Here is a 22,125-nt window from a genome sequence, read left to right as displayed (position 1 = left end):
TAATGGAGGGAACTATTATGTTTTTTCACCCAATGGATTTTCTAATCATCATCGCCTTCCTATTATCGTTATGGGCACAATTCAGAGTTCGCGGTACATTTAATCGCTGGTCAGAGGTTCCGATCAACAGCGGTCTTACTGGTTATCAAGCCGCTAGGATGATGCTCGATCGCAATGGACTACATGATGTACCGGTTGAACCGGTTCCAGGAACGCTTTCTGACCATTACGACCCGATTCACCGCATTGTAAGGTTGTCAGAGCCGGTTTACTACGAGAATTCAATCTCAGCGGTTTCTGTAGCCTGTCACGAGGTCGGCCATGCGATTCAGCATAGTGTGCATTACCCGATGCTGACGCTGCGCCACAAAATTTTCCCAGTCGTTAACTTCGCCTCCGGTGTGGCGCCTTTCTTGTTAATCGCCGGTTTTCTGTTTCAAGCCACTGGATTGATTGGAATTGGCATCTTGTTCTTCTCTTGTGCGGTTGCCTTCCAGCTCGTTACACTGCCTGTAGAGTTTAATGCAAGTAGTCGTGCTCGTGAAATCATGATCTCCGAAGGTTTCATTACGAACGAAGAAGAACGCGGGGTAGCGAAAGTCCTTAATGCTGCAGCATTGACGTACGTGGCGGCAGCATTGATTTCATTGCTTGAGCTGGTCAAGTACATTATGATCTTTACGCAAAGCCGAGATTAATAACAGGTTGAAATCGTAAAGAGGCGGGGATGCATCCCCGCCTCTTTCTTGTTCTGCCCATGTAAAAGGCTGACATCCATGATGTCAGCCTTTGCTCTTTCCTTACGTACGGAAACGACTAAGCGTTTCTTTGAGCCCCGTTGATACCGTCTCAAGTTTATCGGACAGTCGAACAAGCCCTTCGCTAATGCTGTTTTGCTCATTGCTCAGCGATGCCACTTCCTCGGAAGTAGCGGATGACTCTTCGGCTACTGCACTGACATTACCCATCGCTTCGGAGAGGACCACTTGCGAACGCTCCAGCATGCTGATGGAATCCGTAACCGAGCTTAAGCTGCCAACGAAATCGCCCATTTGACCTTGAACGGTCAAGAAGATTTGATTTGCTTCTTTAACCGATTGAATTTGCTCTTGGAAAATCGGATAAGCATCAGACAAGACGTGAACGGTTTCGTCGATTTCCTTCTGGATGGTCTCAGTAATCTGACCAACGACATCGATGGACTGACGGGATTGATCCGCCAATTTACGAATTTCATCCGCCACAACCATGAAACCTTTACCAGCCGCACCTGCACGAGCAGCCTCAATTGTTGCATTCAGAGACAAAATGTTCGTTTGTTTCGTCATATTATTGAGTACATCTAGAATTTTACGAATCGAACGCGTGCTTTCTTTGAGACGATCAACCTTCTCTACCATTGAACGTGTCATTTCTTCTGTCATTCCTGTTTTCTCGATCAAGCTGTTCATATAGGCCGTACCTTGGCGGCTGGCTTTCTCTACTTCGCTGGCTGCTTGGCCCATATCTTGATTTGCATTCATAACCTGCTGCATCTGTTGGCTGATCTCAGAAGTAAGGTCGCTGCCTTTCTCCGCTTCCATCGCAAGGCTCGTAGCGCCGTTAGCGATCTCTTCCGTAGCAACTGCGATTTCACGCGCAGATACGGCAGTTTTCTTCGAAGCGTCGGACAGCTCGCCGGCTGTTGCCAGCACGTCCTGCGCAGATTGATTCGTTTGGGCGACGAGTACGGTAATTTGCGTCATCATCTGGTTGAAGCTTTGCGCCAGTTGACCGATCTCGTCTTTCTTATTAATCGTCGAACGTACAGTCAAGTTGCCGCGTTCGCCTTCGTTCATCAGATTGCGCAAGCTAACAAGCGGCAAGGCAACCATGCGAATGACGAGCAATCCGATGCCGATTGCCAGCAACGCTGCAATCCCTGCAATAATATAAGTTGCATTGCGGATTTGCTTCGCGTCCTTGACAAGCTCATCTACCGGAACCGATCCGACCAGCTTCCAATCCACCGTTGAGAATTGGTTGTAGATGGCAAGAACTTCTTCACCGCCTGCAATTGTCTCTGTTGTTGATCCTGACTTCTCTTTGGAAGATAGCGTAATCGGGGATGGTTTCCCGATTAGTGCCAGATCTTTGGTGAAAACTAAATTATTCGCGTTATCAACAATCGTAATATCGCTATTGTCTCCGAGCTTCAGATCTTCAAGCTGCTTGGAGAACTCTTTCAAATAGATCTCAACGATCATAATGAATTTGCCTTCATTCGTTACCGTGTTCTTCATAACGCGGCCCATCGCAATCGTTGGCTCCGATGCACTGCCGCTGTAGCCTTTCACTTGAGCGGGCAGCCACATCAACTTACCGCCGCCGTCTGCGATCGTCTTCATCCACGCCGTATCCTTTGCATCTTCCGTACTGATGCTTGAAGATCCGACAGTTACAGATGCCGAATCACCGCTCATCGGGATAATTGCAGCTCCGACAATGGTAGAGTTGCCGAGTATGTAGGATTGAATGGAGTCACTTAACTTCTTCATTACATCGAAACGCTCATAATCGTCTGTCGTTTGATCGTATTTCATCAGATTATCTTGAACCGTCTTGTCGAGCAGAATTTGCATGGATAGAGCCTCATAGTTCTTAAACATCAAATCAAGCTTGCCTTTGGATTGTGCAATCGCCACCGCGCTGGAATCCGCAACTTTCTTCTTAATGATGCTCTTGGAGGTCGAGTAGGAGAATAATCCGACTACAAGTACGCAGACAAGAATCGCGCTGAAGATAATTAGGAATAACATGAGACCGACTGACTTTATCGGATTCGTCAGCTTGACATTCTTGATCCCATTTATGGAGGAAGAATATAAGGCTTTCACATTCGCCCCGCTACCTTCACCTTCTGTTTGCGTTTTCAGCTTATCTTTCTTCGAGTTCAACTTCAATTTCACTTCATGACACCACCTAATCTGAGGATAATTTCCGTGTGTGGAGCTGGTGCGTTTGTGTGGGTATGTGTCTGTTGACTTACACTAGATGCTAAATGCCTACGTCACGCTAATCCATTTATCGACAAAATACACGCAATAAGCTTAATATCGGCTTAACATCACCGTAATGTTAGGGAATTAGGGAATATTTTCTCAAAAAAAATAATCCCAATCGATCGCTCGATTAGGATTATTTGGGTCCAATTGCTTATTAACGAATACGTTTACGCATCATATCCATCGCTTTCACCGGATGCTCCGTCTTCAGTACAATGTGCTGAAGCGGATGTCTTGCGGCATCCAGTACATTACCGCTCTCGTCCATGATTTCGCCGACAGTTTGTGTGAAGAAGGTACCGTTAGGTCCGAAAAATTCCACGACTTGACCCGGCTTGAAATGATTCCGCTGCTGAACAACAGCAAGTCCGGTTGTCTCATCATAAGAGATGACAACACCGGCAAAATCATAGGGAGCTGCTTTATCTTCCGGCCCGTAGATATGGTCCTCAGGACCCGGAGTATCGTAGAAGAACCCCGTATTAACCGGACGGTTAGCCGCCTTCTGAATGTCATCCTGCCACACTTGTTTCAGCTCATAATTGTCCGGATCCGCCATATAGGAATCAATCGCTTGACGATAAGCATTGACGACTGTTGCTACGTAATGCAAGCTCTTCATCCGGCCTTCAATCTTGAAGCTGTCTACGCCAACCTCGATTAGGTCCGGAATGTGCTCGATCATACATAAGTCTTTGGAGCCCATCGTAAATTTATCCGCTTCAGGACCGACCATTTGCAGGTCATCTTCGTAGATATCATACTTCCAGCGGCACGACTGGCAGCAGCCGCCGCGGTTCGAATCCCGGTCCGTGAAATGGTTCGAAAGCACGCAGCGACCTGAGAAGGAAGAACACATTGCGCCATGAATGAACGCTTCAATCTCAATATCGACATGTGCTTTAATTTGCGAAATTTCTTCGAGGCTCGTCTCGCGGCCTAACACGACACGCGGCAATCCCTCTTCTTTCCAGAACTGTACAGCCTGCCAATTCAGTGTCGACTGCTGCGTGCTCAAGTGAACCTCGAGCTTAGGAGCTACCCGTTGCGCCGTCTCGATAATGATCGGATCAGCAGCAATAATCGCAGCAATTCCGGCTGCTTCGAGCTCACGCAAGTACTCTTCCAGGCCGCCAATATCTTCATTATGGGCATAAATGTTGGTTGCAACAAACACTTTGGCGCCATAACGTTCCGCGAACTCCACGCCTTCCTTCATCTCAGCAAAAGTGAAGTTATCGGCATTGGAACGAAGGCCGTACTTCTGCCCGCCAATATAGACCGCATCTGCGCCATAATGGACCGCAAACTTTAGTTTCTCCAAATTACCTGCCGGGGCAAGCAGCTCCGGTTTATCTAGACGATTTCTTTTCCCCGTAAAGCGGGGGGATGTTTTTGTGGTCACCTGCTTCACCTCCACAACTTCTTTAGGTGACAATTAATATACTTGTTCCTTATAGAAAAATCCGTACGAAAGCTCACGGGACGGATCCTGTACATTCACAATGCTATCCAACCATTCTTCGTTGAAGGCATAACCTTCCGGATCCTCGCAATAGGCATCAATTGCAGCACGATACGCTTTAACGACCGTTTCATTGTACTCCATTGATTTTAACAGCCCTTCAATCCGAAAGCTATCGATATTAACTTCCATTAGCTCATGTAAGTTCTCAATCATGCATAGATCATCAGAGCTCATAATATGGGTCCCGCCAGCATCCTCATAGATCGGGAAACGTTCATCCGGCCGCTCCGTTTCCACTAAATACAAGCCATCTTCCCGCTTGCCGTGAACCGGAACCTCCTTTGTTTCTCCATCCTTCGTCTGATGCTGGAAATAATTTTGAACAAGCGGACGCTTGGAATGATAAATGTTCGTTAAACCATGCACCTGTACCTGTACTTCAAGCGTCGTATTGGTTTTCACATCGATAACTTGATCCATATTAAGCTCACGTGCCAGAACGAACCTTGTTGCGCCGCGTCGTCCCCAATAATTCGCTGTCGCATAGTTCGTCGAAGTCATCTCCGCGTTCCAGTGCAGCTTCATGTTTGGCGCTTCAACGCGCGCAACCATCAAAACTGCTGGATCGCCGAACACTAAGCCGTCTACACCCGCTTCAGCCAAACTACGAATGTAGCCCGGCAAAGCGTCGACGGTTTCATTATCCATTAAGTTATTGACTGCTGCATATACGGAAACTTGATGGGAATGGGCAAGCTTTACTGCTTCCGCCATAAGTGCCAGGTCAAATTCACCCGGCAAGCGCATGCCGTAACGGGATTCACCCAGAAGGAATGCATCCGCACCCGCAGCAATGAGCCGCTCCATATCAGCAAGAGAACCCGCATCAACGAGCAGCTCCGGTTTTGTTGCCATTGTAAATCCTCCTATTGTCCAGCCGTTTGATTGCTCTTCTCGATGTTACGGTTATGCTCCTTGAGCGTTTCCGCAAACAGATGCTCGTGGCTGCCATCTTTCTTCGTCACATAGAAATAGTATTCCGTCTCTTTCGGGAAAAGCGCAGCTTCGATCGATTTCAAGCTCGGAGATGCGATTGGCCCAGGAGGGAGACCATTAACTTTGTACGTATTGTAAGGGCTGTCCACTTGCAAATCGTCAACAAGCAGCCGTTCTTTCTGTTTATCAAGCAAATATTGCACGGTCGCATCAATTTGAAGCGGCATGCCTTTCTTCAGTCGGTTGTAGATAATGCCTGCAACGATTGGACGTTCTTCATCCACGACAACCTCACGCTCGACGAGCGAAGCGATGGTCATCATACCATGAAAATCAATCTTATTAGCTGCAAGCGAATCCTCCCAATTCTCGGGAAGCGTGTCCAGCTTATGATCCAGCTCTTGAAGCAGACGTTTAATGATATCCTCCGGTTTGCTTGCAGTCGCAAGCTCATACGTGTCCGGGAATAAATATCCTTCTAAACGATGACGAAGGTCAGGATTCTTCGGAATATTCTTCACTGCATCCACGTCGCTCCACACTTGATCCTTATCTGCAAGCGCCATGAAATCCGCTTTCTTCGCATAACCTGCTTTATCTAGTGTTTCCGCTATTTGCTCAACCGTAAACCCTTCCGGTATCGTGAAACGCATGGTTTCTTCCTTTAACGTCTCTCCGGCATTTAATTTTGCAATAATGGCATCCTTATCCATCCCCGGTGACAGCTCGTACACACCGGCTTGAAAACGCGGTCCTTCGTTCTTGTAGCGCAAGTAATATTTAAAAATAAATGCATTGCGAATAACCCCTTGATCTTCGAGCACTTCAGCAAATCGAAATGGAGATGTCCCTTTCTTCAGCTCTACTTGAACAACATCGCCTGACGAAGCAGGCCGCAAGCCATTCCATATGTAGAGATAAAGACTTCCCGCAGTAATAAGCATTAAGCTGAGTATCGACACAATAACCCAGAATGTAATGCGTCCGCGTCTTGGTCCGGAGGGCCGCATGGCTCCCTCATTCGGCAAATCTTCTGAATTCTGATGCTCTGCTCTTCTCAAGCGACCTATCCTCCATTTCTATATCAGCGCGGAAAAAGGGCGACCCGGCGCCGCCCCATCCGAACTCCTATAAGTAAAACCGGGCTCTTGCCGCCCTGTTTAAAGCTAGAGGTGCATGTTAAGGCTGATCTTCGCCTTCGAACAACAAATCGTCATAAGCTTCAGAAACAAGCTCCCACTCTTCATCGCTTTCAATGGATTCCAGCTCCGGCTCGGCGCCATCCTTGAATGTTATGCGGAAGAATGCGATTTCGTCTTCTTTCTGCATGTCATGCGATTGCAAACCGGCATAGGATTGGTCTCCCATTTGGAATTCGGCGATAATTTGGAATGGTTCCGTAGCGCCTTCTTCTCCAATGAGATCCACTTCCGTACCGTAGATGTCCTTCAGGACGGAAATACGTTTTATTTCAGACACGCTTTAAGCTCTCCCTTCGACTATGGACATCATATGAATCCAACAGATTCACGAGTCCTAGTCGTTATCGTCGATTTCGGCAAGAAGTGTGTTAAAGGTTTCTTCCACCATGTTCCACTCTTCTTCATCCTCAATGGTATACAGTTTCAAATCATCGCCGTCTTCTTCATAACGGAAAGCGTAGACTTCATCGGAGTCTTCATCTTGCTCGTCTTCGGAATCCACGTTGAGCGGAACCACCATCATATATTTCTGATCAGAGCCGTCTACCTCGAACTTCATGACTACCTCGAATTCTTCTTCGTTGCCGTCTTCATCCGGAATGTAGATGATTTCCGGCTCTTCAAACTGCATGTCGTCCTTTGTCATCGTTACCCTCACCTTTTCGTTTTAGAATCGAGATAATTTTGCAAAATTAGCGCTGCCGCCATTTTGTCCACCACTAACTTTCGCTTCTTACGGCTAACGTCAGCCTCGAGCAATGTACGCTCTGCGGCAACCGTCGTTAGTCGTTCGTCCCAAAGGTGTACGGGTACATTTAGCTTTTGCTGTAAATGTTGTGCGAATGCGATGCAAATTTCGCCACGCGGCCCGATGGTGCCATTCATGTTCTTCGGTAAACCGACTACAATCTCGGATACTTCGTGTTCAACCATAAGCTTGGCAATGGCTTCGTCTTCGCTGTTATCGCGGCGTTTCTCAACGACGCCTAAACCTTGCGCGGTCCAGCGGAATGCATCACTGACGGCAACGCCGATTCTGCGGTCACCGTAATCCAATCCCATAAGACGCATACGACAGATTGCCTCATTTCCTTGAAGGTAATTATTTGCTGTGCTGACTCAGGTAGGAACGGACCAGTTCTTCAATTAGCTCGTCTCGCTCTTTCCTGCGAATTAAACTTCTAGCATTGTTATGCCGTGGAATGTATGCGGGATCTCCGGACAATAGATAACCCACGATCTGGTTAATCGGGTTATAGTCCTTCTCGAGCAGCGCATCGTATACAGACAGCATAATTTCCCTCGAGGAAGCTTGAAGCCCTTCCGCCTTCACGTCGAATTTCATTGTCTTGTCCATCGAATTCATCGCCAGCACCTCACTTTCCAAGCCGCTTAACAGCCGTTTAATACTCTTATCATATCACACTTGATTGTGATAGAACCAGTTCTTCGGCAATTTGGAGCGCTTCACCCAATTTAGAAGGATCTTTTCCTCCGGCTTGGGCCATATCCGGCCGTCCGCCGCCGCCGCCGCCGCACGCCGCGGCTGCTTCTTTAATGATTTTGCCGGCATGGAAGCCCTTCTTCACGAGCTCTGGCGAAACAGCCACAACAAGGTTTACCTTGTCTTCTGCAACAGCGCCAAGCACGATTACCGCATTGCCCAGCTTCGTTTTGAGCTCATCCACGATACCGCGGAGCGCATCCATCGAAGGAGCATTAACTTCTGCAGCAAGCAGCGTGACGTCGCCTACTACCTTTGCCTTTGATTCCAAGGAACCCGCTTCGATACGGCTCAGCTTGCTTTGCAACGACTCATTGTCGCGCGTCAGCTCTTTCACTTGACCGTGCAGCGCTTCGATGCGTTTAGGCACATCTGCGAGGTTTGTCTTCAACTGCGCAGCTGCTTGCTTCAACAGATCAAGCTGACTCTCCATGTACAGGTATGCATTACGGCCTGTTACAGCCTCAATACGACGTACGCCTGAACCAATACCGCTCTCGCTCACCAGCTTGAACAAACCGATTTGCGCGGTGCTTGTAACATGGCAGCCTCCACATAACTCAAGGCTGTACTCCCCTACGCGAACGACACGCACGACATCGCCGTATTTCTCGCCGAATAGTGCCATAGCGCCCATCTCTTTCGCCTCGGCAAGCGATTTGTAATCGATTTGGAGCGTCGTGCCCAGCCAAATCTGTTGATTGACGCGGCGTTCGATCTCCGTAAGCTCCTCTTGGCTGATGCTGCCAAAATGCGAGAAGTCAAAACGAAGACGATCCGGTTCTACTAGGGAACCCGCTTGATTAACATGCTCGCCGAGCACATCTTTGAGCGCACGGTGCAGCAAATGCGTTGCCGTATGGTTCTTGATCGTATCCTCGCGCGTTTGCGTCGAAACAGCCGCTTGAACCTGATCACCGACAGATACGGTACCGCTTGCTACAACTGCATGATGCACCGACTGTCCATGAGGAGCTTTGGTGACATTCTCGACTGTAAGCGTGAAGCCTTGGCCCGTAATCGTACCGCTATCGCCTACTTGACCGCCGCTCTCTGCGTAGAACGTTGTACGATCCAAGATAACAAGCACTTGGCTGCCTTCAACAGCTGAATTCACAAGAGCATCGCCACTCACGATCGCAATCACCTTAGCGCCTTCGAGCGTCAGATCCTGATAGCCCACAAATTCCGATTTCACAGTGAAGTCAGCAAGCGGTCCGCCTTGCACATTCATGCCGCCGGTGTCCTGACGAGCTGCACGTGCGCGTGTACGCTGCTCTTCCATCGATGCATCGAAGCCGTCACGGTCCACAGTCATGCCGTGTTCAGCGGCATAGTCTTCCGTCAGATCGAACGGGAAGCCGTACGTATCGTAAAGCTTGAACGCATCTGGACCGCTGATCAGCGTTTGACCGCCGGCCTTTGCCGTCTTCACAAGCTCACCCAGCAGTGCCAATCCGTCAGAAAGCGTTTCGTGGAAACGTTCTTCCTCTGTACGGATCACCTTCTCGATAAACTCGCGTTTCTCGACAACCTCCGGATAGTGGCCGCCCATAATGTCGCCAACTACTTTCACCAGATCATGCAGGAACGGACGATCCACACCGAGTGTTTTGCCGTAGCGCACTGCGCGGCGAAGCAAACGGCGGATGACATAACCGCGTCCTTCATTTGAAGGCATTACGCCATCGCCAACAGCGAACGCTACTGTACGGATATGATCGGCAATGACTTTCAGGGCGATGTCCGTATCCGCATTCGTATGGTACGTTACGTTTGCGATTTGACTGGTCCTGTCGATGATCGGACGGAACAGATCCGTATCGAAGTTGGAGTCTACGTTTTGCAGAATCGACGTGATTCGCTCCAGACCTGCGCCTGTATCGATGTTTTTATTCGGAAGCGGAGTATAGCTGCCGTCTTTATTATGATTATATTGCGAAAATACAAGGTTCCATACTTCCAGGAAACGTTCGTTTTCTCCGCCTGGCCAGCATTCCGGATCATTCAGATCGCCGAAAGCTTCGCCTCGGTCATAGAAAATCTCGGTACAAGGACCGCAAGGGCCTTCGCCGATGTCCCAGAAGTTATCTTGCAGACGATAAATGCGCTTCTCCGGAAGACCGATTTTCTCATTCCAGAAACGGAACGCTTCTTCATCTTCAGGGTAAACCGTGACGGAAAGTCGCTCCGGATCGAAACCGATCCACTCTTTACTGGTCAGAAACTCCCATGCCCACGTGATTGCTTCTTCTTTGAAGTAATCGCCAATCGAGAAGTTGCCCAGCATTTCAAACATCGTTTGGTGACGACGCGTTTTGCCGACATTCTCAATATCATTCGTACGGATACACTTCTGTGAGTTCGTAATCCGCGGATTGTCCGGAATAACGCGACCGTCAAAATAGGACTTCAGCGGTGCCATCCCTGCATTAATCCATAGCAAGGAAGGGTCATTATGAGGAACTAATGAAGCGCTGGGCTCAATCTTGTGCCCTTTGCTCTCAAAAAATGCAAGCCACTTGGAACGGATTTCACTTGCTTTCATCACGGTTCAGCCTCCAATTATAGAATAAAAACAAAAAAACGCCCCCAAAAAACAGGGACGAATCATTCGCGGTACCACCCTGGTTATCGCCCTAGCCGCCAAGAATGAGCAGCATAAACGATCTCCTTAGACAGACGTTAACGGGTCTGATCCGGTGAAGTTCATTCACACTCCGAAACCAGCCTTCAGTCATCCTTCACCCCTAGAATTCTCTCAGCCAACGCGGGCCCAATCGGCATACGCGAAGGAATTCTTTCTCTGCTTGGCGGTCTATGACCTACTACGGTTTCATCAACGTTTTTATTGATAGTCAGGCGTAATTGTCATAAGTATAGCGACTATTGGCATGGTCTGTCAAATCGTCTTTCGCCTAACATAATACGCGAAGATATGCTGCACGATGACCTTCACCGCGGCAAAGATCGGCACAGCCAATATCATCCCGACGATACCCGCCAGCTCCCCGCCAACCAACAGGGCGAAAATGATCGATAACGGATGCATATGCAGCGTTCTTCCCACCACCTGCGGCGAGATGATGTTCCCCTCGAGAATTTGGCAGAGGGTGTTCACGATTGCCACGAGCAGCATCATTTTGATCGACACAGTAGAAGCCACGATAAGCGCAGGTGCTGCGCCGAAGAACGGTCCAAGATAGGGAATAATGTTCGTAACCGCAACAACGCTTGCCAGAAGAAGCGGATACGGAATGCCGATGATCAAATAGCCGACATAAGCCAGTGTACCGACAATGACACAAACGAGAAATTGTCCCCGTATATAGCTGCCAAGCGCATGATCGATATCCTTGAGCAATCGAACCGCATGCTTCCGATGTGGTTTAGGCACATAGGTAAGCAGCGTCCGTTCAAACACCTCGAAATCCTTTAAGATGTAGAACGCCAGAAACGGGATAATAAACGCGATAAAAATCACATTAATCATTTCACCGATATTGTTGATGAAAGCAAAAATCGCATCAGATCCCTGCTTCTCCAGCTTATACAGCGACTTCTCTATTCCTGATCGGATGCTCTCCGGGAGAAAGGAGGAGTTGTTCAGGTCGTTGACCATACTCCGCGCCTGCATCGTGATATCCGGCATATGCCGATTCAGTTCCTTGAGCTGATCCATAAACATCGGAATGGCGTTCACAAGCACAACCGTAAGCGACGCGCAGAAAACAGCATATATAAGCAGTACCGCAATCGTACGAGGCACTTTGCGTTCATTCAGAAGGCTGACTATCGGATTGAGCACATACGATATGATCATCGCAATCAGAAACGGTGCCAGAACAGCACGCAAAAAAACGTAAATGTGGATGATGATCGGTTTTATCAGCAGCAATAGATATAGAGCCGTCAATCCCAAAATGAGATAGACAAGCCATGTAAACAGACGGTTGTTCGTAAACCGTTCCACGGCTTCACTCCCCCTCGACTCGCGATACCCTTTACTGTCAGTATATGTACAAGTTGTTCAATTCATCCTTCCGTTTATTCCGCTACGCCTGAAAACATAAAAGAGGCGACCTTGGGCAAGGTCGCCTCTTTTACTCCGCTTAGTTTGCATGAACCTGCGGCATTTCGTCTTCAAAAAACAGATCATCCAGTGAGCTTAATGTACCGTCTTCTTCTACTTGATAGACCGACATCTTGTCACCGTTAACTGTCAATTCAATGAAGCAGCCCCAGCAGTAATACTGGTGTGATCCGATCTTTCCGATATCCTTCGAACTACAATTTGGGCATTTCATCATACATTTCTCCCTATATCCGACTCAGAAACTGCGACCGGTGAGAGGAAAGCCTCACTTCCGGCCGGTACTATGATTACATTTTCACCAAGCATAACCTCATCAGCTTGCCGTGGAGCAGGAAGCCACTTGCGCCCTTCCATAATATCCGCGATAAATCCGTCAGTCAGCTCATATCCTACTATTTGTGTACCCTGTATCTCGTCAAAATAAACATCAGATACACGACCAAGTTGTTCTCCATCCACCGTAATGACGGGTAAATCCTTCAATCGGATCGATCCGGTATGAAAAGAGCGCTGAATTTCGGCTTGTTTGGTCTTCCGGACGGACGCTTCATTCATAATAATGACCGCATCCTCACCGCAAACCATTACTTCCTTCCAGATCACTGATTTCATCGCAGTCAGAAACCGTCTGCCGGCGTCCAATATGATTCCGCCAAGCTGCCAATGCTCATCAAACCATGCATCCTTCACATGTCCGACTTGCTTGCCGGCACTCATTTCGATGACAGGAAGACCAATCAAATGCTGTAAACGCAACATCGATGGCAGAGCCTCCTAGGCATTAGTACGAACGCGCTCCATAAAAGTTGCAACTTTCTTGGCGGCCAGTTCGAGTTCCTCCATAGTATTTCCCAAACCAAAGCTGAAACGTACAGCGGAAGCTTGTCTTTCTTCCGAAACATTCATCGCTATAAGCACATACGAGGGTTCGATGGCTCCTGATGTACAAGCAGACCCTCCGGATGCCGCTATCCCGGCCAAATCCAGATTCATCAACATCGACTCTGTGCTTATTCCTACAAAGCTCACATTCAGAATATGAGGAGCATAGTGTTCGGCATGGCCGTTGACGATAAGTCGATCTGCACCTGTAATCTCACGCAACCGCTCTATCCAAGTATAACGAAGTTTGTCCAAGAAAAGTTTCCGTTCTAACATCGAATTCACAGAAAGTTCAAACGCTTTGCCGAATCCGACAATGCCGGCGATGTTTTCGGTCCCTGCGCGCCGTTTGCGCTCTTGCGAGCCACCGCTTAGGAGCGGTTCCACAGCCGTGCCTTTACGGATATATAAAGCACCAATGCCTTGCGGACCGTTAATCTTGTGAGCCGAGAAGCTCATGAGGTCAACCGGAAGCTTACGCAAATCGATAGGAATGATGCCTAACGCTTGTACGGCATCAACATGTACAAGCACACCACGAGACCGGGCGAGTTCACCGATCTGTGCAATCGGTTGAATCGTACCGGTCTCATTGTTGACATACATGACGCTAATAAGCGCCGTATCAGCTTCGATCGCTTGTTCTACATCCGACACACTCACTAGGCCATGCTCATCTACCGGCAGAATCGTCACGCGAAATCCTTCGCGCTGTAACGCCTTGCAGGATTGGAGCACCGCTTGATGTTCCGTTGCGGACGTAATGATATGGGACTTGCCTTGTTTGCGGGCAGCTCTGGCAGCGCCAATGAGCGCTGTATTGTCACTTTCTGTTCCACCGCCGGTAAAGACCAGCTCAGCGGCCGTGCAGCCGATCCCGTGCGCAATGATATCGCGCGAACGGTTCACGAGCTGCCTTGCCGCACGACCGAAACTATGCGTACTTGAAGCATTGCCGGGAGTACCGGTCATAACCTCAAGCATCGCTTTCGCTGCTTCGGGATGCATAGGTGAAGTTGCTGCATGATCATAGTAAATTCGATCCATTATACAATCATCCTTAAATATAGAACATGTAGGAGTCCTGAGGCTCCTCTTCTTTATACGTTACGAGATCAGCGAGCGTTGTCGAATCAAGCACTTCAGCAATGCTGTCACGAATTCTGAGCCACAAATTCCGCTTGGCCGGGTCATCCTCTTCCGTGAAATCGACAGGAGAAATCGGCCCTTCCAGGATACGAATGACATCACCTGACGTGATTTCCTGCGGTTCCTTCGACAAAATGTAACCGCCGTAAGCGCCGCGAATACTCTTAACCAGACCCGCATTGCGTAGCGGTGCAATAAGCTGCTCGAGGTAATGCTCTGATAGATGATTCCGCTCTGCGATGCTCTTCAATGATGTTGGACCTTCTCCGAACTTACCTGCGAGCTCCATCATAATGGTTAGACCGTACCGGCCTTTGGTTGAAATTTTCAACTACGACACCTCTTCCCGGGCTAAACTGTATCTTATTTTAAATGCTGGAGCGATCATGGATTACAATTCATGGTATTCCCATATCATATCTATGTTAACATAATGGAAACAGAATTTGTTGAAAAAACGATGACACTTTCATGAAAATCATACGCAATCTATGCTACAATAGATGAATTGAATCGGTCGCACGGTGGAAATGATCCTCCGCAAGCGACTTTGAACTATCAAGGCGGTGGTATTAAGATGAGCAATTCTTCTATTCGAGTCGTTGTTGGCATGTCCGGCGGTGTGGATTCGTCCGTTACCGCATTGCTGCTCAAACAGCAGGGTTATGATGTCATAGGCATTTTCATGAAAAACTGGGATGATACCGACGAGTTCGGCCATTGCACGGCTGAAGAAGATGCGGAAGATGTTCGCCGCGTCTGTGACCAAATCGGCATTCCTTATTATACGGTAAATTTCGAGAAAGCTTATTTCGATAAGGTGTTTGCTTATTTCCTCGATGAATACCGTAATGGTCGTACGCCAAATCCGGATGTCATGTGCAACCGCGAGATCAAATTCGGCGACTTCCTGCAGAAAGCGATGGAACTTGGCGCTGATTATTTGGCTACCGGCCATTATGCTCGCTTGGAGCGGACAGCTGACGGAGAAGCTAAACTGCTCAGAGGAGTAGATTCCAATAAAGACCAGACCTACTTCCTGCACGCGCTTCGTCAGGATCAGCTGGCCAAAGCGATGTTCCCCATCGGTCATCTTCCGAAGCCGGAGGTTAGAAGAATTGCCGAAGAATTCGGTCTTCATACGGCTAAGAAGAAAGACAGCACAGGCGTCTGCTTTATCGGTGAACGCAATTTCAAGGAATTCTTGAGCGGCTACCTTCCTGCTCAGCCCGGTCCGATGATTGACATTGAATCAGGTGAAACGAAAGGCCGTCACGATGGACTAATGTATTACACACTTGGGCAGCGGCAAGGGCTTGGCATCGGCGGCTCCGGCAATGGCGAGCCGTGGTTCGTCGCTGACAAAGATCTCAAAGAAAACATTCTGTATGTCGTGCAAGGCGATCAGCATGCAAGCTTGTATTCCACAAGCTTGACCGCAACCGGAATCAATTGGATTTCACCGCTTAAACCGGAAGGCTCACTTACGGTTACGGCGAAGTTCCGCTACAGACAAGCAGACCAAACCGTCACATTGACGCTGCGCGAAGATGGCACAACTGGCGATGTTATGTTCGAGAAACCGCAGAAAGCTATTACTCCTGGGCAAGCCGTAGTCTTCTACGACGGTGATGTATGTCTGGGCGGCGGTACAATTGATATCGTGAATAAATAAGTTCGCATCTACATGAAGAAGCATCTCCGATCTGTTGATTTCGGAGATGCTTCTTTTTTATGAAATCAAACAAAAGCTGCCCCAAAGTCATCTTGCACTTTTGGGGCAGCCTATTATGCGTATAATGGCGGTTAGCCGGTTTCTGCTTGCAATTCGATACTTTCTTCTTCGATTCGGCTTCCTTGCTTGCGGATGATGATTCTGGATATCCGTAAGTGGTCGGTCTCCTCAATCACAAACTCAAAGCCGTCCGGATGCACGACACGTTGGCCTTTAGACGGAGGATTCTCGATTTGTGCGTAGAACCAGCCGCCGATCGTATCGTAATCGTCGCTTTCGATTTCCAATCCGAAGTAGCTGTTTACCTCTTCAATCAGCATCATGCCGTTGATCGAATGGGATTGGTCATCTCTTGGCTCGATATCGGGGCGTTCTTCATCAAATTCATCCTGAATTTCACCGACGATTTCTTCCATGATATCCTCAAGCGTTACAAGTCCGGACGTTCCGCCATATTCATCGATAAGAATGGCGATTTGGGTCTTCTTCTTCTGCATCAGCTTAAGCAGGTTGCTGATTTGCATGGAATCAGGCACTGTAGTCATTGGACGTGTAATCGTGCGAATATCCGGCAAGCCTTGATGTGTTATTTTAAGTAAGTCTTTAATGTGGACAAATCCGATGATATTGTCCTTGTCGCCGTCGCAAACCGGATAACGAGTATGCATTTCTTTAAGCGCAATGGCCTGGTTCTCGTCGAACGACAGATTGGCATATAAGCATATCATTTCGGTACGTGGAATCATAATCTCCCGCGCATGGGTTTCGGCAAAATCAAATATATTATCGACAAGCGTTAGCTCCGTATTATCAATTAGTCCGGATTTATGACTTTCTTTCATCAGGATGCGAATTTCTTCTTCGGTGTGGGCGGATTCATGTTCTGCCGCAGGCTCAATACCAACGCGCTTAAGCAACCAGTTGGCTGTACCATTAAGCAGATAGATAAACGGATACATGATTTTGTGAAAACCTATGAGCGGCATAGCCGTCCATAATGTTACCGTCTCAGCTTTGCGAATCGCAAACGTTTTGGGGGCCAATTCTCCAAGTACAATGTGTAACACCGTAATGATTGTAAATGCAATAATAAAGGCAACCGTATGAATGGCCACTGGGCTAAAATGGAACTTCTCCAACAAAGGCTCAAGCATCGCTGCAATGGCAGGCTCACCGACCCAACCAAGACCAAGTGATGCCAACGTAATTCCAAGCTGGCAGGCCGATAGATACGCATCCAAATTACTAGTTAGTCTGGATGCAAAATGGGCACGGCGATTGCCGTCCAGCGCCAGTGAATCAATCCGGCTGCTTCTTACTTTCACCATGGCAAATTCCGCAGCTACGAAAAAACCATTCAAAAAAACGAGAAAAACGATTAAAAGTAAGTTCAAAAATATGGGTAACGGGTCACTACTCAACGATTCCCTGTTTGCCGCAATTGCGACGAACAGGTGCACCTCCTTCTGGGACTTAAAATTATAAAGAAACGTTATAATACTAGAGTAGTCGATGAAGCAACTTTACGTCAAATGCCGTCATCCCACCTTCTGGCCCGTATTCGCGGTTCTAGTTATGTTTATTCCATAAAGGTCGGCCTTTATGCGCTATTTTCTAGCTCCTGCTTACGTTTTTGAGGATTCAGCTGTTATTTTGGTCATTTCCGCCGCTCCTGATTTTGTCGAATCTTGTCCTCCATCCCCTGATTGGTGGCATGGTAGAACGTTTTCTTCGCTATCCGTTCAGGCAAATACACCTGTTTCACATAGTGGCCAGGGTAATCATGCGGATACTTATAACCAACATGCCCAAGACGTGCAGCACCGCTGTAGTGTGTGTCTCTCAAGTGATGCGGTACTTCGGCTGCTCCAAGCTGCTCGATAGCATTCATCGCGTTACCGATCGCGACAGCCGCGGCATTGGACTTCGGACTTTCCACAGCAAACAGAATCGCCTGTGTAATATTGTATTTCGCTTCCGGCCAGCCAATCTTATGATACGCATCCATGGCCGTCACCGCTTGAACCATCGCCTGCGGATTCGCAAGCCCGATATCCTCGCTGCAAGCCACGATCAGCCGCCGTATGAATGTCATCGGATCCATGCCCAGCTTCTCGACCGCATACAGAAACCAGAATAAAGCAGCATCGCTGGATCCCCGAACACTCTTATGGAAAGCAGACAAGACGTCGTATTGTGTCGATTCATCTGCGCGAATGGTCGGCTTACGGATGGACTCCTCCGCCACTGCCAACGTTACAATAACCGAGCCATCCGGTTGAGACGGCGTCGTCACGGCTGCCAGCTCAAGCGCATTCAGCGCGCGGCGAATATCTCCGCCTGCCATCGAGGCCATGTGCTGCAGTGCTTCATCCTCGACAGTTAAATCCATGAATCCAAGTCCACGATCTCGGTCTGCCAGTGCACGGCGCATTGCAGTGAGTGCATCCTCGCGCGTCAGCGATTCCAGCTGAAACAGCGTTGATCGAGATAGGAGCGCTCCATTCACATAATGAAATGGATTCTCCGTAGTAGCCCCTATGAAGATAATGATCCCCTGCTCCACTGCCGGCAGCAGCGCGTCCTGTCTTGCCGAGTTGAAGCGATGCACCTCGTCTAAGAACAGTATTGTTTTGCGGCCATACATCGACTTGGTGATCCTTGCCTGCTCGATTACTTCCCGTACGTCTTTGACGGACGCATCCACGGCATTCAGCTTCACAAACTCCCCTTGCGTGCGTTTCGAAATGATATGTGCCAGGGTCGTTTTGCCGCAGCCTGGGGGGCCATACAGCAGAATGGATGTAATTTGATCCGCTTCAATCGCGCGTCGAAGCAGCTTGCCGGGTCCGACAATATCGGACTGGCCTATATATTCTTCAATCGTTTGAGGGCGCATACGATCTGCAAGCAGCTTCGCTCGCGGTGCTTGTTCCTCATTCTGATAGGTAAATAAATCCATCGCTCACCCATTCCTTTCCTGCCTATCATAGCACACTAGCACAAACGTTCGCTATCAAGGTGCGCAGCTGTTATACGCAAGAAGACCTTCCCCTGTACGGAGAAGGTCTTCTGAATCGGTTAGCGATGATTAGCCAAAAAACGTCTGGAAGAGCAAATAGATGTTCAATCCGGCAATGACGATGGCAACAAACCACGCGAGTATTTTGAGCCAAAGCGGGTTAGCAAACTTACCCATCTTCTGTTTGTCGCTTGTGAATTTAACAAGTGGGATGACCGCAAATGAGAGCTGCAGCGACAAGATGACTTGACTCAGAATAAGCAGCTGCGCTGTTCCGCTTGCACCGTACAGCCAAGTTACGATAACGGCCGGGATGATTGCAATGAGCCGCGTAATCAATCGTCTCAGCCATGGAGCCAGTCGAATGTTCAGAAAACCTTCCATGACGATCTGACCTGCGAGCGTGCCGGTCAAGGTGGAATTCTGGCCGGCTGCGAGCAGCGCTACCCCGAACAATACACTTGCCGCCGTTGTTCCCAGCATCGGTGCCAGCAGGTGATAAGCTTCGCCAATCTCCGCGATCTCGGTATGACCTGCCGCATAGAAGCTAGCCGCAGCAATAATGAGAATAGCTGCATTAATGAATAATGCGAAGAATAATGCAATTGTGGAATCCCAAGTCGAATATTTAATCGCTTGGCGTTTACCAAGCTCCGTCTGTTCGAATTGACGCGTCTGTACGATAGATGAGTGCAAGTACAGGTTATGCGGCATGACTGTCGCGCCTAGTATGCCAATCGCGATGTAGAGCATCGCTGGGTTCGTTACAATCTCCGAGCTTGGAATAAAACCCTTCATGACTTCGCCGACTTGTGGCTGCGACCAGAAGATTTCAACCAGGAAACAGCCGCCGATGGTGACGATCAGCACGATTACAAGCGCTTCTATATATCGGAAACCCTTATTCTGCAGCAGTAGTATGAGCAGTACATCCAGTACCGTTATTATGACCCCTGCTATAAGCGGTATGCCAAACAATAAATTCAGAGCGATCGCAGTTCCGATAACCTCTGCAAGATCACAAGCAGCTATTGCAAGCTCACAGAGCACCCAAAGCGACATTGCGACAGGTTTGCTGTAATGGTCCTTACACGCTTGCGCCAGGTCGCGTCCTGTGACGATGCCAAGCTTCCCGGCAAGTGCTTGAAGCAGAATCGCCATTAGATTGGATAATAAAATGACGGATAAGAGCGTATAGCCGAACTTTGAGCCGCCCGCTAGGTCGGTCGCCCAATTGCCCGGATCCATGTAGCCGACGGCTACGAGGTAGCCCGGTCCGGCAAAAGCTAGAAATTTGCGAAACCACGAACCGTTCTTCGGAATCTTCATGGAACGGTACACTTCAGGAAGTGTATTCGACGTTCTTTGATTTCGCCAGCCTTTCTCAGCTGCCAGCGGAGTCGATTGTTCACTCATTGTTCTCACCTCATGTAAACACTAATATGTCGTATATCACTTACACATATGCAGGACTGAAACTGTTGTTGCCTAATTACATTGTACACATACAAAAAAGTTTGTCAAAGGCAACTTTTGTTGACTAGGACAAAACTCCGCGCAAAAAAAGCCCGAATCTTCAGGATCTACCTGCAGATTCGGGCTTCTGATTATTATTTATCCGATGGGCGTTTCAACTGTTTTTCCAGCTTTTCCGCCATTTCATTAATGCGTTTCGTACGTGTCACTTCTTGCTTTGCTTCATTGATCCAGCGAATGTACTCTTTGCGATGCGAAGGAGCAAGCTCTGCGAAGAACGCTGCTGCTTCAGGCTTTGTCGCAAGTGCTTCCGTGACGTCATCCGGAATAACCAGTTCTTTCACTGCAGTAGTCGTCGTACGGCCGATATCAGCAGCACGGCTAGCTCTCGCTGAGGTTTGCACCATACCTACAGGACGGAAGCGCATAGCTGACCAAGTCTCATCGACAGACACAAGTGATACGCCTTCCCAGCCTTCTTCCTTGACGACTTTCCAGCCGCGGTCGCGGTTAATGTCTGTCCGAATTTTGGCCGTTCCTTTCGGGTAGCAAATCCAGAGTAGACCTTCTTTCTTGACCGCTTTAAGCGCCTTAGGTGCATGTTCATTCAAGCTTGCAATGTCCTTTGCGAACAGCATGACAAAATCATAGGTACCGCTGTCCATTTCATCAAAAGCCTCGTGATCCTCAACACCCAGCTCTTCCTCATAAGAAGGAGCAGGCGCTTCCAGTACCGCAATGCGCATATCGAGCGATAGACGTAATTTGTTAACGAGTTCCGCATTCATCTAGGAAATACCTCCTTTAGCGAGCAAGTCTTTCACCACTACACTCACCATAATTAGTCCCGCAACCGGAGGGACAAAAGCATTGCTGGCCGGCGGCTGCTGTGCCTTGCGAATTTCAGGCGCATTCTCAGGCACGATACGCTGCGTGACATCCTCACGGGGCTTCATCGGCTCTTCCGTCGAGAATACAACCTTAACGCCCTTCTTGATGCCATCTTTGCGCAATTTCTGGCGAACGACGCGTGCAATCGGATCCATCGAGGTTTTGGAAATATCCGCTACCTGGAACCTAGTCGGATCCATTTTGTTCGCTGCCCCCATACTGGAGATGATCGGGATTTGGCGCTCCAAACATTGTTTGATCAGATGGATCTTGTAGGCTATCGTATCCGAAGCATCCACAACGTAATCCAGCGGATATTCGAAAAGCTTCTCATACGTTTCTTCCGTGTAAAACATCCGCAGCGAAATGGCATCGCATTCCGGATTGATCAGCTTAATGCGATCGCGCATGAGGTCTGCTTTGGGCTGGCCGACCGTCGTTGTGAGCGCATGAACCTGGCGGTTAATGTTCGTAATATCCACCACATCTTTGTCGATGAGTATAATGCGGCCAACGCCTGTCCGTGCAAGTGCTTCTGCGGCAATCGCACCGACACCGCCGATACCGAGCACCGCAACCGTGCTGCCCTTCATCAGCTCCAGACCTTCTGGACCGATGGCGAGCTCCGTTCGTGAAAATTGGTGCAGCATAATGGAAATA

General features: G+C 48.7%; 21 protein-coding genes. 2 read left to right on the top strand and 19 right to left on the bottom strand.

What is annotated here, in order from left to right:
- The first annotated feature begins 17 nt into the window (after positions 1–17).
- The gene (locus AC0YN4_RS13855) at positions 18–698 is read left to right on the top strand and encodes a zinc metallopeptidase (RefSeq protein WP_475780284.1); all 681 of its coding nucleotides are present in this window, start codon (positions 18–20) and stop codon (positions 696–698) included.
- A 102-nt stretch (positions 699–800) separates the two neighbouring features.
- On the opposite strand, the gene AC0YN4_RS13850 is transcribed toward AC0YN4_RS13855, so the two are convergent.
- The 14 genes from AC0YN4_RS13850 to cymR all read right to left on the bottom strand — a co-directional run bounded on the left by AC0YN4_RS13850 (position 801) and on the right by cymR (position 14,672).
- Positions 801–2,798 carry a methyl-accepting chemotaxis protein gene (locus AC0YN4_RS13850; RefSeq protein ID WP_475780994.1) on the bottom strand — a complete coding sequence of 666 codons (1,998 nt, stop codon included), beginning with the start codon at positions 2,796–2,798 and terminating at the stop codon, positions 801–803.
- 400 nt (positions 2,799–3,198) lie between these two features.
- Positions 3,199–4,449 carry a peptidase U32 family protein gene (locus tag AC0YN4_RS13845; RefSeq protein WP_475780283.1) on the bottom strand — a complete coding sequence of 417 codons (1,251 nt, stop codon included), beginning with the start codon at positions 4,447–4,449 and terminating at the stop codon, positions 3,199–3,201.
- A 33-nt stretch (positions 4,450–4,482) separates the two neighbouring features.
- Positions 4,483–5,427: a peptidase U32 family protein gene (locus AC0YN4_RS13840; protein ID WP_475836016.1), complete on the bottom strand. Its 945-nt coding sequence runs from the start codon at positions 5,425–5,427 to the stop codon at positions 4,483–4,485.
- A gap of 11 nt (positions 5,428–5,438) precedes the next feature.
- Entirely contained in the window at positions 5,439–6,569 is a 1,131-nt protein-coding gene (mltG, locus tag AC0YN4_RS13835; protein ID WP_475836015.1) for an endolytic transglycosylase MltG, read from the bottom strand.
- Positions 6,570–6,687: 118 nt separating this feature from the next.
- Entirely contained in the window at positions 6,688–6,987 is a 300-nt protein-coding gene (locus AC0YN4_RS13830) for a DUF1292 domain-containing protein (RefSeq protein WP_475780280.1), read from the bottom strand.
- Positions 6,988–7,044: 57 nt separating this feature from the next.
- The gene (locus AC0YN4_RS13825) at positions 7,045–7,356 is read right to left on the bottom strand and encodes a DUF1292 domain-containing protein (protein WP_475780279.1); all 312 of its coding nucleotides are present in this window, start codon (positions 7,354–7,356) and stop codon (positions 7,045–7,047) included.
- An 8-nt stretch (positions 7,357–7,364) separates the two neighbouring features.
- A complete protein-coding gene (gene ruvX, locus AC0YN4_RS13820) occupies positions 7,365–7,781 on the bottom strand; it encodes a Holliday junction resolvase RuvX (RefSeq protein WP_475780278.1) in 417 nt (138 codons plus the stop codon).
- A 31-nt stretch (positions 7,782–7,812) separates the two neighbouring features.
- Positions 7,813–8,076, bottom strand: a complete 264-nt coding sequence (locus AC0YN4_RS13815; protein WP_090983162.1) for an IreB family regulatory phosphoprotein — start codon at positions 8,074–8,076, stop codon at positions 7,813–7,815.
- 49 nt (positions 8,077–8,125) lie between these two features.
- A complete protein-coding gene (gene alaS, locus AC0YN4_RS13810; RefSeq protein ID WP_475780993.1) occupies positions 8,126–10,762 on the bottom strand; it encodes an alanine--tRNA ligase in 2,637 nt (878 codons plus the stop codon).
- A gap of 354 nt (positions 10,763–11,116) precedes the next feature.
- Positions 11,117–12,187, bottom strand: a complete 1,071-nt coding sequence (locus AC0YN4_RS13805; protein ID WP_475780277.1) for an AI-2E family transporter — start codon at positions 12,185–12,187, stop codon at positions 11,117–11,119.
- Between the two features lie 139 nt (positions 12,188–12,326).
- Positions 12,327–12,524, bottom strand: coding sequence for a hypothetical protein (locus tag AC0YN4_RS13800; RefSeq protein WP_090983156.1), 198 nt, complete (start codon positions 12,522–12,524; stop codon positions 12,327–12,329).
- The gene (locus AC0YN4_RS13795; RefSeq protein ID WP_475780276.1) at positions 12,521–13,069 is read right to left on the bottom strand and encodes a PRC-barrel domain-containing protein; all 549 of its coding nucleotides are present in this window, start codon (positions 13,067–13,069) and stop codon (positions 12,521–12,523) included. The genes AC0YN4_RS13800 and AC0YN4_RS13795 overlap by 4 nt, the downstream gene beginning before the upstream one ends.
- A gap of 15 nt (positions 13,070–13,084) precedes the next feature.
- The gene (locus tag AC0YN4_RS13790) at positions 13,085–14,239 is read right to left on the bottom strand and encodes a cysteine desulfurase family protein (RefSeq protein WP_475836014.1); all 1,155 of its coding nucleotides are present in this window, start codon (positions 14,237–14,239) and stop codon (positions 13,085–13,087) included.
- A gap of 13 nt (positions 14,240–14,252) precedes the next feature.
- Positions 14,253–14,672 carry a cysteine metabolism transcriptional regulator CymR gene (gene cymR, locus AC0YN4_RS13785; RefSeq protein ID WP_090983150.1) on the bottom strand — a complete coding sequence of 140 codons (420 nt, stop codon included), beginning with the start codon at positions 14,670–14,672 and terminating at the stop codon, positions 14,253–14,255.
- Between the two features lie 246 nt (positions 14,673–14,918).
- On the opposite strand from cymR, the gene mnmA reads away from it, so the two are divergent.
- On the top strand, positions 14,919–16,016 hold the full coding sequence (mnmA, locus tag AC0YN4_RS13780; protein WP_475836013.1) for a tRNA 2-thiouridine(34) synthase MnmA: 1,098 nt from the start codon (positions 14,919–14,921) through the stop codon (positions 16,014–16,016).
- A 131-nt stretch (positions 16,017–16,147) separates the two neighbouring features.
- On the opposite strand, the gene AC0YN4_RS13775 is transcribed toward mnmA, so the two are convergent.
- The 5 genes from AC0YN4_RS13775 to AC0YN4_RS13755 form a co-directional block, all read right to left on the bottom strand.
- Positions 16,148–17,497 (bottom strand): hemolysin family protein, encoded by a 1,350-nt coding sequence (locus AC0YN4_RS13775; protein ID WP_475836012.1) that lies wholly within the window; start codon positions 17,495–17,497, stop codon positions 16,148–16,150.
- Positions 17,498–17,733: 236 nt separating this feature from the next.
- Complete coding sequence (locus AC0YN4_RS13770; RefSeq protein WP_475836011.1) at positions 17,734–19,038, bottom strand: replication-associated recombination protein A; 1,305 nt, start codon at positions 19,036–19,038, stop codon at positions 17,734–17,736.
- Positions 19,039–19,167: 129 nt separating this feature from the next.
- Positions 19,168–20,514: an Nramp family divalent metal transporter gene (locus AC0YN4_RS13765; RefSeq protein WP_475780271.1), complete on the bottom strand. Its 1,347-nt coding sequence runs from the start codon at positions 20,512–20,514 to the stop codon at positions 19,168–19,170.
- A 194-nt stretch (positions 20,515–20,708) separates the two neighbouring features.
- Positions 20,709–21,362, bottom strand: coding sequence for a YdeI/OmpD-associated family protein (locus tag AC0YN4_RS13760; RefSeq protein ID WP_475780270.1), 654 nt, complete (start codon positions 21,360–21,362; stop codon positions 20,709–20,711).
- On the bottom strand, positions 21,363–22,115 hold the full coding sequence (locus AC0YN4_RS13755; RefSeq protein WP_475780269.1) for a tRNA threonylcarbamoyladenosine dehydratase: 753 nt from the start codon (positions 22,113–22,115) through the stop codon (positions 21,363–21,365). It abuts the gene before it with no gap.
- Positions 22,116–22,125 lie beyond the last annotated feature (10 nt).

This window comes from Paenibacillus sp. J22R3, from assembly GCF_056269305.1.
This window is presented reverse-complemented; position numbering and strand designations above follow the sequence as displayed.

Coding starts and splice junctions, on each gene's coding strand:
- AC0YN4_RS13855 (WP_475780284.1), top strand. CDS start 18: ATGTTTTTTCACCCAATGGATTTTCTAATCATCATCGCCTTCCTATTA.
- AC0YN4_RS13850 (WP_475780994.1), bottom strand. CDS start 2,798: ATGTTATTCCTAATTATCTTCAGCGCGATTCTTGTCTGCGTACTTGTA.
- AC0YN4_RS13840 (WP_475836016.1), bottom strand. CDS start 5,427: ATGGCAACAAAACCGGAGCTGCTCGTTGATGCGGGTTCTCTTGCTGAT.
- AC0YN4_RS13825 (WP_475780279.1), bottom strand. CDS start 7,356: ATGACAAAGGACGACATGCAGTTTGAAGAGCCGGAAATCATCTACATT.
- ruvX (WP_475780278.1), bottom strand. CDS start 7,781: ATGCGTCTTATGGGATTGGATTACGGTGACCGCAGAATCGGCGTTGCC.
- AC0YN4_RS13815 (WP_090983162.1), bottom strand. CDS start 8,076: ATGAATTCGATGGACAAGACAATGAAATTCGACGTGAAGGCGGAAGGG.
- alaS (WP_475780993.1), bottom strand. CDS start 10,762: ATGAAAGCAAGTGAAATCCGTTCCAAGTGGCTTGCATTTTTTGAGAGC.
- AC0YN4_RS13800 (WP_090983156.1), bottom strand. CDS start 12,524: ATGATGAAATGCCCAAATTGTAGTTCGAAGGATATCGGAAAGATCGGA.
- AC0YN4_RS13795 (WP_475780276.1), bottom strand. CDS start 13,069: ATGTTGCGTTTACAGCATTTGATTGGTCTTCCTGTCATCGAAATGAGT.
- AC0YN4_RS13790 (WP_475836014.1), bottom strand. CDS start 14,239: ATGGATCGAATTTACTATGATCATGCAGCAACTTCACCTATGCATCCC.
- mnmA (WP_475836013.1), top strand. CDS start 14,919: ATGAGCAATTCTTCTATTCGAGTCGTTGTTGGCATGTCCGGCGGTGTG.
- AC0YN4_RS13770 (WP_475836011.1), bottom strand. CDS start 19,038: ATGGATTTATTTACCTATCAGAATGAGGAACAAGCACCGCGAGCGAAG.
- AC0YN4_RS13765 (WP_475780271.1), bottom strand. CDS start 20,514: ATGAGTGAACAATCGACTCCGCTGGCAGCTGAGAAAGGCTGGCGAAAT.
- AC0YN4_RS13760 (WP_475780270.1), bottom strand. CDS start 21,362: ATGAATGCGGAACTCGTTAACAAATTACGTCTATCGCTCGATATGCGC.
- AC0YN4_RS13755 (WP_475780269.1), bottom strand. CDS start 22,115: ATGCTGCACCAATTTTCACGAACGGAGCTCGCCATCGGTCCAGAAGGT.